This window comes from Streptomyces sp. NBC_01210 (assembly GCF_036010325.1).
Lineage (GTDB): Bacteria > Actinomycetota > Actinomycetes > Streptomycetales > Streptomycetaceae > Streptomyces.
Genome location: NZ_CP108549.1, coordinates 7,577,725 through 7,591,629 on the forward strand (window position 1 = coordinate 7,577,725; position 13,905 = coordinate 7,591,629).

The 13,905-nt window shown below is 69.7% G+C and carries 16 protein-coding genes; 6 read left to right on the forward strand and 10 right to left on the reverse strand.

What is annotated here, in order from left to right; translation table 11 throughout:
* Positions 1-104: 104 nt before the first annotated feature.
* The gene (locus tag OG735_RS34135) at positions 105-389 is read right to left on the reverse strand and encodes a hypothetical protein (protein ID WP_327327001.1); all 285 of its coding nucleotides are present in this window, start codon (positions 387-389) and stop codon (positions 105-107) included.
* Positions 390-608: 219 nt separating this feature from the next.
* A complete protein-coding gene (locus OG735_RS34140) occupies positions 609-1,073 on the reverse strand; it encodes a hypothetical protein (RefSeq protein ID WP_327327002.1) in 465 nt (154 codons plus the stop codon).
* Positions 1,074-1,354: 281 nt separating this feature from the next.
* Here OG735_RS34140 and OG735_RS34145 point away from each other — a divergent pair, with 281 nt between their 5' ends.
* Positions 1,355-1,942: a tyrosine-type recombinase/integrase gene (locus OG735_RS34145; protein WP_327327003.1), complete on the forward strand. Its 588-nt coding sequence runs from the start codon at positions 1,355-1,357 to the stop codon at positions 1,940-1,942.
* 262 nt (positions 1,943-2,204) lie between these two features.
* The gene (locus OG735_RS34150; protein ID WP_327327004.1) at positions 2,205-2,624 is read left to right on the forward strand and encodes a hypothetical protein; all 420 of its coding nucleotides are present in this window, start codon (positions 2,205-2,207) and stop codon (positions 2,622-2,624) included.
* Here OG735_RS34150 and OG735_RS34155 read toward each other — a convergent pair.
* The 4 genes from OG735_RS34155 to OG735_RS34170 form a co-directional block, all read right to left on the reverse strand.
* A complete protein-coding gene (locus tag OG735_RS34155) occupies positions 2,614-3,423 on the reverse strand; it encodes a helix-turn-helix domain-containing protein (RefSeq protein WP_327327005.1) in 810 nt (269 codons plus the stop codon). The genes OG735_RS34150 and OG735_RS34155 overlap by 11 nt on opposite strands.
* A 315-nt stretch (positions 3,424-3,738) precedes the next feature.
* Positions 3,739-4,800, reverse strand: a complete 1,062-nt coding sequence (locus OG735_RS34160) for a phosphatidylinositol-specific phospholipase C domain-containing protein (RefSeq protein WP_327327006.1) — start codon at positions 4,798-4,800, stop codon at positions 3,739-3,741.
* 94 nt (positions 4,801-4,894) lie between these two features.
* Complete coding sequence (locus OG735_RS34165) at positions 4,895-6,397, reverse strand: PH domain-containing protein (protein ID WP_327327007.1); 1,503 nt, start codon at positions 6,395-6,397, stop codon at positions 4,895-4,897.
* Positions 6,394-6,912, reverse strand: coding sequence for a PH domain-containing protein (locus OG735_RS34170; RefSeq protein ID WP_327327008.1), 519 nt, complete (start codon positions 6,910-6,912; stop codon positions 6,394-6,396). Before OG735_RS34170 ends, OG735_RS34165 begins: the two co-directional genes overlap by 4 nt.
* Before the next feature lie 89 nt (positions 6,913-7,001).
* Between OG735_RS34170 and OG735_RS34175 the strand changes: the two genes are divergently transcribed.
* Entirely contained in the window at positions 7,002-7,613 is a 612-nt protein-coding gene (locus OG735_RS34175; RefSeq protein WP_327327009.1) for a TetR/AcrR family transcriptional regulator, read from the forward strand.
* An 871-nt stretch (positions 7,614-8,484) separates the two neighbouring features.
* A complete protein-coding gene (locus OG735_RS34180; protein WP_327327010.1) occupies positions 8,485-10,023 on the forward strand; it encodes an ATP-dependent DNA ligase in 1,539 nt (512 codons plus the stop codon).
* Between the two features lie 6 nt (positions 10,024-10,029).
* On the opposite strand, the gene OG735_RS34185 is transcribed toward OG735_RS34180, so the two are convergent.
* On the reverse strand, positions 10,030-10,536 hold the full coding sequence (locus OG735_RS34185) for an FBP domain-containing protein (RefSeq protein WP_327328550.1): 507 nt from the start codon (positions 10,534-10,536) through the stop codon (positions 10,030-10,032).
* A 98-nt stretch (positions 10,537-10,634) separates the two neighbouring features.
* On the opposite strand from OG735_RS34185, the gene OG735_RS34190 reads away from it, so the two are divergent.
* The gene (locus tag OG735_RS34190) at positions 10,635-10,940 is read left to right on the forward strand and encodes a 4a-hydroxytetrahydrobiopterin dehydratase (protein WP_327327011.1); all 306 of its coding nucleotides are present in this window, start codon (positions 10,635-10,637) and stop codon (positions 10,938-10,940) included.
* Between the two features lie 6 nt (positions 10,941-10,946).
* Here OG735_RS34190 and OG735_RS34195 read toward each other — a convergent pair whose 3' ends face one another.
* Positions 10,947-11,423 (reverse strand): hypothetical protein, encoded by a 477-nt coding sequence (locus tag OG735_RS34195; protein WP_327327012.1) that lies wholly within the window; start codon positions 11,421-11,423, stop codon positions 10,947-10,949.
* The gene (locus OG735_RS34200; RefSeq protein WP_327327013.1) at positions 11,420-11,899 is read right to left on the reverse strand and encodes a hypothetical protein; all 480 of its coding nucleotides are present in this window, start codon (positions 11,897-11,899) and stop codon (positions 11,420-11,422) included. Before OG735_RS34200 ends, OG735_RS34195 begins: the two co-directional genes overlap by 4 nt.
* Before the next feature lie 39 nt (positions 11,900-11,938).
* Between OG735_RS34200 and OG735_RS34205 the strand changes: the two genes are divergently transcribed.
* Positions 11,939-12,907, forward strand: a complete 969-nt coding sequence (locus tag OG735_RS34205) for a helix-turn-helix transcriptional regulator (protein ID WP_327327014.1) — start codon at positions 11,939-11,941, stop codon at positions 12,905-12,907.
* A 111-nt stretch (positions 12,908-13,018) separates the two neighbouring features.
* Here OG735_RS34205 and OG735_RS34210 read toward each other — a convergent pair whose 3' ends face one another.
* Positions 13,019-13,855, reverse strand: a complete 837-nt coding sequence (locus OG735_RS34210) for an NAD(P)H-binding protein (RefSeq protein ID WP_327327015.1) — start codon at positions 13,853-13,855, stop codon at positions 13,019-13,021.
* Positions 13,856-13,905: the final 50 nt, after the last annotated feature.

Below are 13,905 nucleotides of genomic sequence, written 5' to 3' on the forward strand. Positions count from 1 at the left end.
GTGTACGCCGACCACACGAGGGGGCAAGGCTGGTTGGCCCGAACGTCCTTGACCGCCGTTCACCGCTCGTTCTGGTGTGTATCTGGTGCGCATGCCCTTGACACCTACAGGCCTCGAAGTGCCTGGCGGAGGTCGCCGTAGGCGCTCCAGCAGTCGATGCTGCCGTCGTCGTTCAGGCTGCCCATGTACCACTCATCGTCGTTGACCGGCTTCACCAGACACAGGCTGTGAAACCCCAACACGATCTCGGGCTGGACAGTCTCGTTGTCCGCCGGCCAGCCCTGCCACGTCACTGTGTGATCAGTTTCGAGAGGGATGGCGTCCTGGTCCCCGGAGACGTTGCGGATCTCCTCAAGGGTCCACCCTGTGGGTAGTTGCTCGCCCGCCATGTAGCCATGATGCCAGCTATCAGACCGTTGGCCGTCGTGCCTATGCCCATCCCGACTACCGCCTTAGGAGTTCGATCAGTGCTGTCTGGCGTCACAGCGGCGTGAGATTGGCCCGTACATCTCGGGTCGTCTAGGTGCGTTGTAGTCCAACGCCGTTGATGTCACCGATGGATGTCGGCCGTGTGGTGTCACCACGTTGCACTGCCGCTCACCAGCATCTCAAAGGTGACGCTTGGCAGTCATGACGAGCTGGTGGATTCCGTCGCGGGTGTCTCTTCTGCGCTCGTCGACTTCGGTCCTCGTGTCGACCTTGTACAGCGCCGTGATCCTCGCGAGCACTTCCTCCGCGGCCCGGCTCAAAGCTACGTCGTCTGTGAGCATCTGCGCCCTGAACAGTGCCTCTTGTGCGCTAGCGCGGAGATCGAAAGCACGGATCCGTACCTCATCTGCATCCTCGGGGGGTGGCTGCTCGTGCAGGCAGAACCATAGATGCACCAGGCAGCGGCGGTAGTTGACCAGGGCGCCGGCATAGATGGAGTACGCGTCGAGTCGCTCCTGTCGAAGGCGCTCGTCACGGGCGAACTGGTGGCCCTTCTCCGTGGTGCGCTGCTGGAAAGCTAGGGTGATGCCTGATCCGAGCAAGGTCCCCAAGACGGCTATGGCACTGGCGATGATGGCTTCCACTCCGCAAGCTGATCACAGGCGGAGCGTCCCAGTCAGAAGTTGGTCCAAGTACGACGTACCCAACACGCTTTCCAACTCTGCACGTCCCTGTTCGTCATAGTTCGAAGCTGTCCAAGTCTTGGGCCAGCGCACTGCGCGCCAGCAAGCTGAACGGCTGCGGACGAGACTGCTGATGAAACCGTACGGGGCTTGGCCGGAACCTCGACCACAGTGGTCGGGACCCTCGCTCTGCCCGACTTCAACCGTCGAGCTCGTACCGGACCCTGGAGCAGGCGCAGAAGGTGCTCAAGGCACGGCCGGGCACGTGGATTCACGCCTATGTGGTGCTGGCCCTTCTTGTCGGAATGCGCACGGAGGAGGAACGCCCTCTCACCTGGGCGCATGTTCACACCGAGACCGGGCACGACATCAGGCCGCACGTGGACGTCTGGCGATCCGTACGCAAGAGGGGCGACACGAAGACCAAGAAGAGCCGACGCTCGCTGGCCATGCCGAAGCAAGCTGCCGTCGTCATGGACGCCCACCGCAAGCGTCAGCAGGAAGCCTGCGAGGCGGCAGGCGTCGCCTGGACGCCCGACTGCCTCGTCTTCCCCAACGACGAAGGCCAGCTGCGGTCCTCAAAGAGCGTGTCGACCAACTTCCGGGCCCTCCTTAAGGAAGCGGGGGTCGAAGCGCCAAAGCAGTGGACGACGCGAGAGCTGCGAACCAGCTTCGTCTCACTGATGTCCGATCACGGCATCCCGATCGAGGTCATCGCTCGGGTTGTGGGCCACAGCGGCACCGCAACGACCGAGCGTGTGTACCGCAAGCAAATCCGACCCGTCATCACCAGCGGCGCCGAAGCCATGGAAGACATCTTCAAGGCATGAGAGCCAGCGGCCTGACGACGTCACGAGTCGGAATCACCGCTCGTGGCTCCCTCTGTGGCTCCCCCTACCCGTTTCGCCGTTCCACCCATTTCGGTGACCTGGGCAAAGGCGCCTCGGAGGGCAGCCCCGCCATTACCTCTCGCGTAATCGACCGCCCCCGCGCTGCCCGGCAGTCTTGCGGTACCGGAACTCGGGCGGCGCACTCCGTCGGAGTTCCGGGCCCCCGACCGGCCCGTACGACCTCGATGGAGGCTGATCCGCCATGTCCGCCACTCTGCTCGCCGGTATCTCCCGCACCACCGAGCCGCAGGCGATGCTGCGCCGATTTCTCGCTCTCGACGCTGCCGTCACCGGTGTCAACGGACTGGCCTACGGCGCGGCCTCCGGGCCCCTCGGCCGGCTGCTCGGGGTCGAATCCGCCCTTCTTCTCGAACTGGGCGTCTTCCTCACTCTGTTCGCCGCCGGCGTCGGCGCTCTCGCTTCGCGCCGACAGCCGCCGCGGTTGCCCGTGACGTTCGTCATCGACGCCAATCTGCTGTGGGCCGTACTCAGCGTCGCCGCCCTCGCGCTCTGGTTCGAGCCGACCACCGCCGGTGCCGTCTGGATCCCCATGCAGGCGATCGCCGTCGCCGGTTTCGCCGCGCTGCAGTGGTCCGCGCTGCGCGCCACCACTACGGCGTGAGCGACTGCAGGTACTTGACCGTCGCCGGGTCGGCCGGGAGGAACGTCTCGATGGCGAGCTCGGCGACGGTCACATCCATCGGCGTGTTGAAGGTGGAGATGGACGACACGAAGGACAGCACCCGGCCCTCGTGCTCGATCTGCAGCGGAAGTGCGAAGTGCGGGTGCGGCGCCGGCTCCGCCACGTCGCCGAGGCCGCCGCCGGTCTCCGCGAGCGGATACGCGGCGACCTCGTCGTACAGCTTGCGCAACGGCTCGGAGCGGGCCAGGGCGATCTGGCGTTCCATCTGGGCCAGCAGATGACCGCGCCACTCCCGCAGATTGCGGATCCGCGGGGCCAGTCCCTCGGGGTGCAGCGTGATCCGCATGGCATTGAGAGGCGGCGTCAGCAGATGCTCAGGCAGGCCCTCCAGCAAGATCGCGATACCGCGGTTCGCGGCGACCACGGTGTACGTGCCGTCGACGATGACCGCCGGATACGGCTCGTAGCCGTGCAGCAGCCGCTCCATGCCCTCGCGCAGCGACCCCATCGCCGGATCGTCGAGGGGTGTCTCGGCGTACCGCGGCGCGTAACCGGCCGCCAGCAGCAGCGCATTGCACTCCCGTACGGGGACCTCGAGGTGCTCCGCGAGGCGCAGGATCATGTCCTCGCTCGGGCGGGAGCGGCCCGTCTCGATGAAGCTGATGTGGCGGGCCGAGGAGTCGGCGCGCAGGGCCAGCTCCAGCTGGCTGACCCGGCGCCGCTCGCGCCAGCCGCGCAGCAGCGGCCCTACTCCTGAGCCGGACGCGACAGTTGTCATACCCAGACCGTAATACGGCCCGTCCGCGTGGTGCGGCCTCGGCCATGCGCCTCGCAGTCGGCGGGCCCGGTCGCGCAAGGAGAAGCCCCAGCCGGAGCGGGGGTCTCCGGCCGGGGCAGCCCGGGAGTGGGTGTGCATGGCGGTCGCCTCTCGGCGAAACGCTTCACAGGGCTTCAGCCGAACGATCGTCCCTGCGAGCAAATGGTGAGGCCCGGGGACACTGTCCCATCCACACCCACATGTAGATGAACGGTAAACCATCACTGGCTGTTCCGTCGCGCCGCCCCCATCTGCTGTGATGTGGGTAACCCCCGGTTACTGGCCGCCGCCCCGCGGAACCACCGTGGCGAGCACCGACGGCAGCGGATACCAGTCGGCCGAGACCACGCTCGCATGGCGGCCTGCCAGCAGCCCGACGCGGTCCCGGGCCTGCGTCTCGGTCGGATTCGTGTCGTCGATCGCGGGCGCGACACTGTGCGCGGACGTCATGACGACCAGGTAGTGGTTCCGGTCGTACCAGGCGGTGTCGACCGAGCCGCCCGCATACGTACCGGCGTCCCCGTCGAAGAGGACGAACCAGGGGCGGATGCCGGCGTCGGTGTACCGGGTGCGGGGGTCGCCGGCGGCCGCGCCGTGGACCGCCGGGAACGCGGCCGCCTCGCGCAGCCGGCCCGCAGCCGCGAGATCCCGCAGATGGGTGGCGTACTCGCGGTCGGTCCACAGCGAGTCGGCGGGGTTGCCCTCCTCGACCGTGCCCGGGATGAGCTCGATGACGAACTTGCCGGCGAGCGCCGAGCGCGCGGGCCAGCCGTCCGTCCGTACCGCTGTGTCGAGCTCCGGGTGGCCGCCCGCCAGGTCGGCCGGGCGGAACAGGGCGTCACCGAGCCGCGCGGAGAGCAGCGCGTCGAGCGCCGCGGGGCCGCGGCCGTTGTTGTTCTGGAAGCCGTCCTTCATCTCGATCTTGATCAGAATCGGACGATGGCCGGGGTGGGCGTTGTGCCACGCCTTCATGTCCGAGAGACAGCCGCCGAGGTCCTGATTCCTGGCCTTGGTGCGCAGCTCCGCCGCGGTCGCCGCGTTCACGCAGTTGTTGTTGTTGCCTATGGGGTTGCTGTGCGAAACCCGCCACGATCTGCCGAACACATTGGTCCACACATCGAGTTCGAGCATCCCGGCGCCGGAGTCGAGCGCATCCGCGAAGTACGGGTACTTCGCCTTCTCGTACGCGTTGTGCACGCCGACCCAGGTGGCGGAGGAGTAGGGCAGCTGCCCCGGGTCCGCCGACCGGGGCGTGGACGCCTCCGCCGGGGCGAGTGCGACGGCGAGCAGCCCGGCCGCGACCGTGGTCGTCGCGGCCGCGCGTGAGAGCTTCCCCATGGGTTCCCTGCCTTCAGGTCGATTGCATCGGTTCGATCAAATCGACGGAAGGCTATGGGAGTTGAGTTAACCGTGGGGAGACTGGACTCGGCCGTTACGGCTTTTGCAGAAACTCGTCCAGAATCCCCGGCGCCGCTGTCGCCGCGAAGGCGGGCGCCTCGTCTGCGGCGAAGTCCCGTACTCGGTAACCGTGTTCGCCCGCGGCCACCGCCGCGGTGAGCGTGACGAGCCCGGCCCGCCGGGCGAAGGGCGAGCTGGAGATGGTCCACGCCGCGATCGCGTCACGTTCCAGAGCGAGAGTGTCGCGGCTGAACGTGCCTGCCCGGACGAGGAGATGAGGGCCGTTCAGTGCATGGCCCAGACTGCGGTACGCGTCCCGGGCGAGCAGCCACACCACCGGCGTCGCGACCAGCGCGAAGATCCATGCGCAGTGCAGCAGGACAGTCGTCAGCAGCGCCCCGAGAACGAGCAGCGTGGCCGTCACCGGGAGTACGAGGAAGAGGAGGCCGCGCATCATCCGGCGTCGTAGAGCCACCCGTGGATGCGCGGTCAACGGCACGTACTCGAAAGGGTGTCGGGCCGCACGGAGCGCGCCCGCGGTGACGCGCAGCGCCTCGTCGCGCGGTGCGGGCGGGAGGAGGGCGCTGCGCTTTCGGGTCTCCTCCCGGTCGCCGAGCCCGCCGGCGACCACCATGGCGGTCGCCCCGCCGGCGGCCCGCAGCAGCAGCGGCTCACGGAGCAGTACGCCGTGGAGCCGGGCCCGCTCGACGGTCACCGCCCGGGTGGTCAGCAGTCCGCGCCGTACGGTCAGGGTGCGCGCATCGGTCCATACGGCGGAGAATCCCCACCAGTTCTCGACATAGAGCGCGAGCGCGCCGATCGAACCAAGGGCGATCACGGCGAACAGGGCGGCCGGGGCCGTCAGCCACAGCGCGCTGTTGCCGAACTCCGTGAACGCGTCCTGGATGAAGCCCACCCGCCACAGCTCGATGCCCATGCCGTCGAAGACGCGGTAGACGGTGCCGAAGGCGATGCCCACACCACCGATCACCCAGAAGGTGAACGGCGCATAGCGCAGCCAGCGCCGGTCGATCCGGGCGAGCACCGGGTCATCGGCGAGCGCGCGAACGTCGGCGCGCGCGAGCAGGGCGGTACGCAGCCGGTGCGCGTCGCGGACCGTCAACGCGTCGAGCGCGATCTCGCCGCGGCCGTCGCCCGAGGTGGTGGCGCCTGCCCGGACGACCGTGAGACCGAGCAGCCGGTGGAGCGGCGTGGCGGTCAGATCAACGCTGCGGATGCGTTGCAACGGGACGGTGCGCAGCCGCCTGTTCAGTACCCCGCTCCGTAGCGCGAAGGAGTCGGCGGTGACCTGATAGTGCGTACGGGACCAGCGGATCAGGCCGACGACGGTGATGACGGTGAACGGGACGGCGACAGCGGCGAGGGTGATCCAGCCGCTCGCCGGGATCCGGCCGCCGGTGGCGAGCGCGGTCAGCGCGAGCGAGCCGAGCGGCGGGGCCAGCCAGCCGCAGTGCACAAGAAGGGTGCGCGGCGCGGGCCGGTGCCAGGCGGCGGCAACCCTGGTGGGAGTGGTCATGCCGCGTCTCCCGGCACGGCCTGGGCGGCCTCCCCGATACGCCGGGCCAGCTCCTCGGCATCGGCGTCGGACAGCCCCGCGATCTTGATGTTGCCCGCGGTGGAGGCGGTGGTGACGGTGAGCGTCGCGAGCCCGTACCGCCGCTGGACCGGGCCGCGGAGCGTGTCCACGGTCTGCACCCGGGAGAGCGGAGCGATCCTGCGCTGCTGCCAGAACCAGCCGTCGGCCGCGTAGACGGAGTGGGTGCCGAGCTCCCAGGCGTGCACCGCGTACCGGCGGCGCGGCATGAGGACCAGATAGCCGAGTGCCGGCGCGACGAGTGTGACCAGCAGGAGGGGGGCGAGCCAGGGGAGTGCGCCGGCGAAGAAGAGAGCGGAGAGCAGAGCGAGCGTGAGGGCCGTCAGCAGCATCGGCCCGCTCACGGAGAGGAGCGCCTGGACGGTCCACCAGCGCCGGGCTCGGGGGTCGACCCGGTGACGGGGCGGCCGCAGGTGCGGGGCGGCGTGGAGGGACATGGGGGCGTCACCGCTTTTCAAGTCAACTGTATTGGATGGCGATACGTTACAACGGTACAAGTGACTTGTAAAAGGGAGTGAGGCTGCCGGTGCCGAAGAAGGTGGACCATGAGGCCAGACGTCTGGAGATCGCCGAGGCGCTCTGGCGTATCGCGAGCACGCGGGGGCTGGACGGGGTGAGCCTGCGGGATGTGGCGGCGGAGGCGGACATCTCGCTCGGCAGGCTGCAGCACTACTTCCGTACCAAGGACGAGATGCTGCTCTTCGCGCTGCGGCACATCAATGTGCTTGCCGACCGGCGGATCCGGGAGCGCATCGACGCGGTCGTGGCGGACCTGGACGAGGAGCCTCCGCCGCGGACGGTGCTGCGCGAGTGCCTGGCGGGGATGCTGCCGCTGGACGAGAAGAGCCGGGTGGGGACGCTGGTGGGAGCGGCGTATTTTGCTCGCGCCGTGCATGACGAGCGCCTGCGGGCGGAGGCGCGGGAGGGCATCCCCAAGCTGGCGGAGTTCTTCGCAGGCCTGCTGCGACGGGCGATGGAACGGGGCGAGGTGGCGGCGGACCGTGACCCGGACGACGAGGCGATGCTGCTGATCAGCCTGGTGGACGGGCTGACGGCGTACACACTGCTGGAGGTGCACACGCCGGAGCGGGCGCTGAGCCTGCTGGACCTGCACTTGGCGCGGCTGTTCGGGCGGTAGGGGAGTTGCTCGGTCATGTGGTGAGCGTGGGCCGGGGGCGTCAGTTGCTCGGTCTTGTGGTGAGCGTGGGCCGGGGGCGTTGGTGGTTGCTGTCCGTGGGTGGTTTCCTCCGGCGGACTGCTGTACCCCCGCGGCGGGCGGTCTTGTCTCGTTCGGGTGGGGAGGGGCCGTGCAGTGTCGTCCCCGTCAGTTGGTCGGTCATGTGGTCGGGGTGGGCCGGGGACGTTGGTGGAGTCACCCGGTCATGCAGTCAAGGTGGGCCGGGGGCGTTGGTGGTTGCTGTCCGGTGGGTGGTTTCCTCAGTTGCTCGGTCATGTGGTTGAGGTGGGCCGGGGGCGTTCGTGGTTGCTGTCCGGTGGGTGGTTTCCACCGGCGGACCGCTGTACCCCCGCGGCGGGCCGCACCCATGTCGTTCGGGTGGGGAGGGGCCGTGCAGTGTCGCCCCCGCCAGTTGCCCGGTCATGTGGTCGAGGTGGGCCGGGGGCGTTGGTGGTTGCTCTTCGTGGGTGGTTTCCACCGGCGAACCGTGGGGGGATTGGCGGCAAGACCGGGGTCACGCACCAAGGCCCTGTACGCCGCCGACCCCGAGGAGCCGAGCCCGGAGGGGCACCGGAGCCCGCACCCGACAAGACCGGACGCCCCCGGGCCGCAAGACCCCGCTCCCCGCCGGAGGCAACCCGCGCCGGACAAGACCGGAGGGGCACCGGAGCCCGCACCCGACAAGACCGGACGACCCCGGGCCCGGCCGCAAGACCCCGCGCCCGCCGGAGGCAGCCCGCACCGGACGAGACCGGACGACCCCGGGCCCGGGCCGCAAGACCCCGCGCCCCGCCGGAGGCGACCCGTCGCGCCGCACGGCACCATGGGCACCATGCTGCTGGCCCGACTCGCCGATGTGTCTCAACAGGTCGCCGCCACCTCCGCGCGCTCGCGCAAGATCCGCGCGCTCGCCGAGCTGTTCGCCGATACCCGCCCCGCCGACGTCGCCCTCGTCATCTCGTATCTCGCCGGACGCGTCCCCCAAGGCCGCATCGGCATCGGCTGGAGCGTCCTCAGGGACCCCCCACCGCCCGTCGGCACCCCGAGCCTCACCGTCTCCGACACCGACGCCGCCCTCACCCACCTCGCCGGCGTCGCCGGCCCCGGCACCCAGACCGAGCGCAAACGCCTCGTGCGCGAGCTCATGGCCGCCGCCACCGCCGAGGAGCAGCAGTTCCTGATGCGGCTGCTCTTGGGCGAAGTACGCCAGGGCGCGCTCGACGCGATCGCCCTGGAGGCCGTCGCCAAGGCCGCGGACGCGCCGGCCGGTGACGTACGCCGTGCCGTGATGCTGGACGGTTCCCTGCCGCGCGTCGCCCGCGCGCTGCTCGCCGACGGGCCGGTCGCGCTCGAACGGTTCCGGCTGCACGTGGGCAGTCCCGTGCAGCCGATGCTCGCCCACACCGCGAAATCGGTGACCGAAGCGGTCCAGGCACTGGACGTCGCGTGCGCCGTCGAGGAGAAGCTCGACGGCATCCGCGTCCAGGTGCACCGCAGCGGCGAGGACATCCGCATCTACACAAGGTCCCTCGACGACATCACCGACCGCCTCCCCGAAGTCATCACCGCGGCAGGCGAGATGACAGGCGATCACTTCATCCTCGACGGCGAGGTGATCGCCCTCGACGACGCCGGAAGGCCCGTCCCCTTCCAGGACATCGCGTCCCGCGTCGGCTCCCGCGTCGACGTGGACGCGGCCCGCACCACGCTGCCCCTGTCACCCGTCTTCTTCGACGTCCTCGCCGCCGACGGCGAGCCGATCCTCGACCTCCCGGGCAGTGACCGGCACGCCGTCCTCGCCCGCCTCGTCCCCGAACCGATGCGGGTCCGCCGTACCGTCGTCGAAGATCCCGCATCCGCCCAACAGGTCGCCGCCGCCGAGGAGTTCTTCGCCGACACCCTGCGCCGCGGCCACGAGGGCGTCCTGGTCAAAGCCCTCGACGCGCCATACGTCGCCGGCCGCCGCGGCCGCTCCTGGCTCAAGGTCAAACCCGTCCACACGCTCGACCTCGTCGTCCTGGCCGCCGAATGGGGCCACGGCAGACGTACCGGGCTGCTCTCCAACCTCCACCTCGGCGCACGCGCCGCCGACGGTACGTATGTGATGCTCGGCAAGACCTTCAAGGGCCTCACCGACGAGATGCTGCGCTGGCAGACGGAGCGGCTGCGCGAACTGGCAACCGGAGACGACGGGTTCACGGTGATGGTCCGTCCGGAACTCGTCGTCGAGATCGCCTACGACGGAGTGCAGCGCTCCCCGCGCTACCCGGCCGGCGTCACCCTGCGCTTCGCGCGTGTCCTGCGTCACCGCCCCGACAAGCCGGCCGAGCAGGCCGACACCATCGACCAGGTCCTGGATTCGCGCGGCTGAACCCAGTCAGCGCAGCCCCATCACCTTTTCGGCAAAGGCCGTCAGATTGTCGACCGTACGGGTGATCCGCTCCTCGAGCGTGAGCGTCTCCTCGTGCAGTCCGCCGCGCAGCTTGGGCTGCTTCCTGCCGCGGATGTACAGCGAGCAGGCGAGATCGGCACAGAGATACGTACCCAGGGTGTTCCCCTCCCGTCCCGCGGCCCCGGCCAGCGGGGCGGCGAACAGGGTCACCCCGGACGAGGCATGCCCCGTGAAGCAGGCCTGGCACATGCTGGACTTGACGGCACTGGTCCGTCTGGTGGAAGGCACCCGTAGGGTGACGCCCACCGGCCGGCCCTCCCGTGGCAGCACGAAATGTGCGCGCAGCGGCGCACCCGGATCGGTCCAGCCGAGGAAGTCGAGGTCGTCCCAGGGAAGTTCGCCGAAGTCGGCGGGCAGCTTCATACGCGTTGCCTCGCCCTTCGTGCAGTTGACGAAGGATCCGCGTATCTGCTTTTCGGTCAGTGGTTCCACCGGTGGAACGTACACATGGCGCGTCTGAGCGGGCATCCCATTTATGGTGGCGGAAACCGCTGCCGCTTCCTGAGCCGCCTCCCGAAGGGATCCCGGTCATGCCCACAGAGCCGCTGTCACAGAAGGAGATCGAGGACCGCCTGCGGGAGCTCCCCGGCTGGACCTTGGAGGGCGACCGGATCGCCCGCGCCTACAGTCTCTCCACGCACTTCGCGGCGACCGCGATGGTCGTGCACATCGCACAGATCCAGGACGAGCTGAACCATCACTCGGATCTCACCCTGGGCTACAACACGCTGGCCCTGTCGGTGAACAGCCACGACGCGGGCGGCGCGGTCACCGAGAAGGACTTCGAGCTCGCCCAGCGGGTGGAGGAGATCGCCGCGGGGCACGGCGCGAGCTGACGGCCGTCACGCGGCCCAGGACGCGGGGCGCGACAGCTCCATCACCCAGTTCGTCACCCACGTCCGCTCGCCGTCGACGGAGAACGCCTGCTCCCAGCGGGCCGCCGATTCGCTGATGCCCGACCAGATGAAGCGGACCCTGACGTCCTTGCCGTCGTGGGTGTCGTCCCCGTAGAACTCGCCTCGCCCGTCCGTGCCGAACCGGCCGACCACTGGCGGGAAGAGTACGCCGGCGCGGTCGTTCGACCAGTACAGGGACCACTCCTCGCGCTCGGCGTCGTACAGCCGCAGCGTCAGGCCGCTGAACCCCTTCGTCGGGAACTCGATCTCGTCGAAGTTCGCCCGGCCGCCGAAGTGGCGCGACGCGCGGCTCACGGCCGGGAACTCCTCCCACGCGCTCGTCTCGTCGAGGAAGTCCGCACGGCGACGGTTGGCGACCGCCCACTCGCCGTGCAGGAAGTCGAAGTCGCGGGTGGTGCTCATGAGCGGTCTCCTGTGGTGCCGTCGGGAAGGGAGTCGGTGAGATAGGCGTCCAGGTCGGGACGGTCCGGGGCGAGCATGTGGCGTACCCAGGCGTCCCGTTCGTGCTGGATCGGCGGCAGCTCCCAGACACAGCCGATCCAGGATCTGTCGAGCCTGACGAAATGCGTCGGATCGCTGTCCGGGCAGTCCAGGACCGGCTGGCCCGCTGCCGCGGCACCGAAGTGCAGGACGTTGTCCCACACCCAGCTGTACACATTGAGGTACGCGCCGTCGTCCCCTCCCCTGTGGAGGACGACGAATGTGGCCGGCGGGGTGCCGTCCGGATCCGGCAGCAGCTCGGGAAGGATCGCGTACGCGGCCTTCTCCACCGCGGGATCGATTCCGTCCGGGGCGCCGGTGACGTGGTAGCGCTTGATGTGACGGCCGCCGACCTCGATCGGCGGCGGCGACCACAGCCGTTTCTCTGTGAAGGTCATGCCAGGACGCTAAGCCCGCTTCACTGACATCATGTGTCAGTGAAGTCCAGCCGTCTTGTGTCGATCCTGCTGCTGCTCCAGACCCGGGGCCGGCTGACAGCCGCCCAGCTCGCGCAGGAGCTCGACGTATCGGTACGCACCGTCTACCGGGACGTCGAGGCGCTGCACGCGGCGGGTGTGCCGCTGTACGGGGACGCGGGCCACGCGGGCGGTTACCAGTTGCTCGCCGGCTACCGCACCCGGCTGACCGGGCTCTCCGCGGGGGAGGCGGAGGCGCTGTTCCTCTCCGGGATCCCCGGGCCCGCCGCCGAACTCGGGCTCGGCTCGGCCCTCGCCGCCGCCCAGCTCAAGCTGCGTGCGGCGGTCCCCGCCGAGCTGCTTGACCAGGCCGACCGGATGCGCTCGCGCTTCCACCTGGACGCCCCCGGCTGGTACGCGCCGGACGAGGAGGTTCCCTATCTGACGGCCGTCGCGGACGCGGTGTGGCACGGCAGGGTGCTCCACATCCGCTACCGCCGATGGAGGGAGCCGACCGATGTGGACCGGCGTCTCGAGCCGTACGGACTGGTGCTCAAGGCGGGCCGCTGGTACGTCGTCGCGGGACCGGGACCACGGACGTACCGGGTCGATCAGATCTTTGAAGTCGTCTCGAAGGAGGGGGAGTCGGCGGAAGAGTTCGAGCCGCTCGAGGACTTCGACCTGGCCGCGTACTGGCAGCGCTACCAGGCGGAATTCCACGCCCGCCTCTACGGGGGCGAGGCGCTCGTCCGGCTCTCGCCGGCCGCCGCGGCCCGCCTGAAGGGACCGGCCGCCCGTGCCGTCGCCGACAGCGGCACGGTGGAACCGGACGGCTGGACCCGCGTGCTGCTCCCGATCGAGTCCACCGACCACGCGCACGGTGACTTCCTCGCCATGGGCGCGGAGATCGAGGTCCTCGGACCACCCGAACTCCGCGCCCGTATGGCCGCGACGGCCGACGCGCTGGCGGCGACGTACGCCTCCGGCTGATCCTCGGCAGACACTCGCCGACGCCGACGCCGATGCCGATGCCGACGCCTTCGCCCGCGGTCGCGGTCGCCGGGAGCAGACCGTCATCGATCCGGACCGTCCAGCCGCTGGTCACGCACTCCAGGCACCCGCCCGTGCCGCGTCCCGCGCGAACGCCGCGAAGGCCTTCGGCTCGCGGCCGAGCAGCTGCCGCACATCGTTCGTCAGCGACGCGTTGTGTCCGTCGAGCAGCATCGTGAAAAGGTCCGCCAGCCACTGCGACTCCGGCTCCGGGAACCCGAACTGCTGGAGCATCTCCGCGTACTGTGCGCCGGACACCGGCACGTACCGCACCTCCAGGCCCGTGGCCCGGCCGATCTCCGCCGCCACCTCCTCGAAGGTGACCAGCCGCGGACCCGTCACCTCGTGCACGCGCCCGGCATGGCCCTCCTCGGTGAGCACCGTGACCACCACGTCCGCCAGGTCGTCCGCGTCGATGAACGGCTCGGCCGTCTCACCCGCAGGGAAGGGGATCTCACCCGCCAGCACCCCCTCGTACATCGCGCCCTCGCTGAAGTTCTGCGCGAAGAAACTGGACCGCACCACGGTCAGCTCCACGCCGGACTCCCGCAGCGCGCCCTCGGCGACCACCGCGTCCGGCTCGCCGCGGCCCGAGAGCAGCACCAGCCGCCGCACTCCGCTCTCCGCCGCTGCCCGTCCGAAGGCCCGCATCACCCCGGGAGCGCCAGGAGCCGCCAGATCCGGGTAGTACGCGACATACGCCGCGTCCGCGCCGTCCAGCGCAGGCGCCCAGCTGGACTCGTCCTCCCAGTCGAACCGCACCTCCCCCTTGCGCGAGCCCGCCCGCACATCCACTCCGCGCGCCGCGAGCCGCTCCGCCACCCGGCGGCCCGTCTTGCCCGAGGCTGCCGTCACCAACACTGTCTCCTGCTTCAGGTTCTCTGCCATGCCTCAAGGTTCGCGGTCCCCTTTTGGACTCTCCATGCTCCAGAGGCTCA

Coding starts and splice junctions, on each gene's coding strand:
- OG735_RS34135 (WP_327327001.1), bottom strand. CDS start 389: ATGGCGGGCGAGCAACTACCCACAGGGTGGACCCTTGAGGAGATCCGC.
- OG735_RS34150 (WP_327327004.1), top strand. CDS start 2,205: ATGTCCGCCACTCTGCTCGCCGGTATCTCCCGCACCACCGAGCCGCAG.
- OG735_RS34155 (WP_327327005.1), bottom strand. CDS start 3,423: ATGACAACTGTCGCGTCCGGCTCAGGAGTAGGGCCGCTGCTGCGCGGC.
- OG735_RS34160 (WP_327327006.1), bottom strand. CDS start 4,800: ATGGGGAAGCTCTCACGCGCGGCCGCGACGACCACGGTCGCGGCCGGG.
- OG735_RS34165 (WP_327327007.1), bottom strand. CDS start 6,397: ATGACCACTCCCACCAGGGTTGCCGCCGCCTGGCACCGGCCCGCGCCG.
- OG735_RS34170 (WP_327327008.1), bottom strand. CDS start 6,912: ATGTCCCTCCACGCCGCCCCGCACCTGCGGCCGCCCCGTCACCGGGTC.
- OG735_RS34180 (WP_327327010.1), top strand. CDS start 8,485: ATGCTGCTGGCCCGACTCGCCGATGTGTCTCAACAGGTCGCCGCCACC.
- OG735_RS34190 (WP_327327011.1), top strand. CDS start 10,635: ATGCCCACAGAGCCGCTGTCACAGAAGGAGATCGAGGACCGCCTGCGG.
- OG735_RS34195 (WP_327327012.1), bottom strand. CDS start 11,423: ATGAGCACCACCCGCGACTTCGACTTCCTGCACGGCGAGTGGGCGGTC.
- OG735_RS34200 (WP_327327013.1), bottom strand. CDS start 11,899: ATGACCTTCACAGAGAAACGGCTGTGGTCGCCGCCGCCGATCGAGGTC.
- OG735_RS34210 (WP_327327015.1), bottom strand. CDS start 13,855: ATGGCAGAGAACCTGAAGCAGGAGACAGTGTTGGTGACGGCAGCCTCG.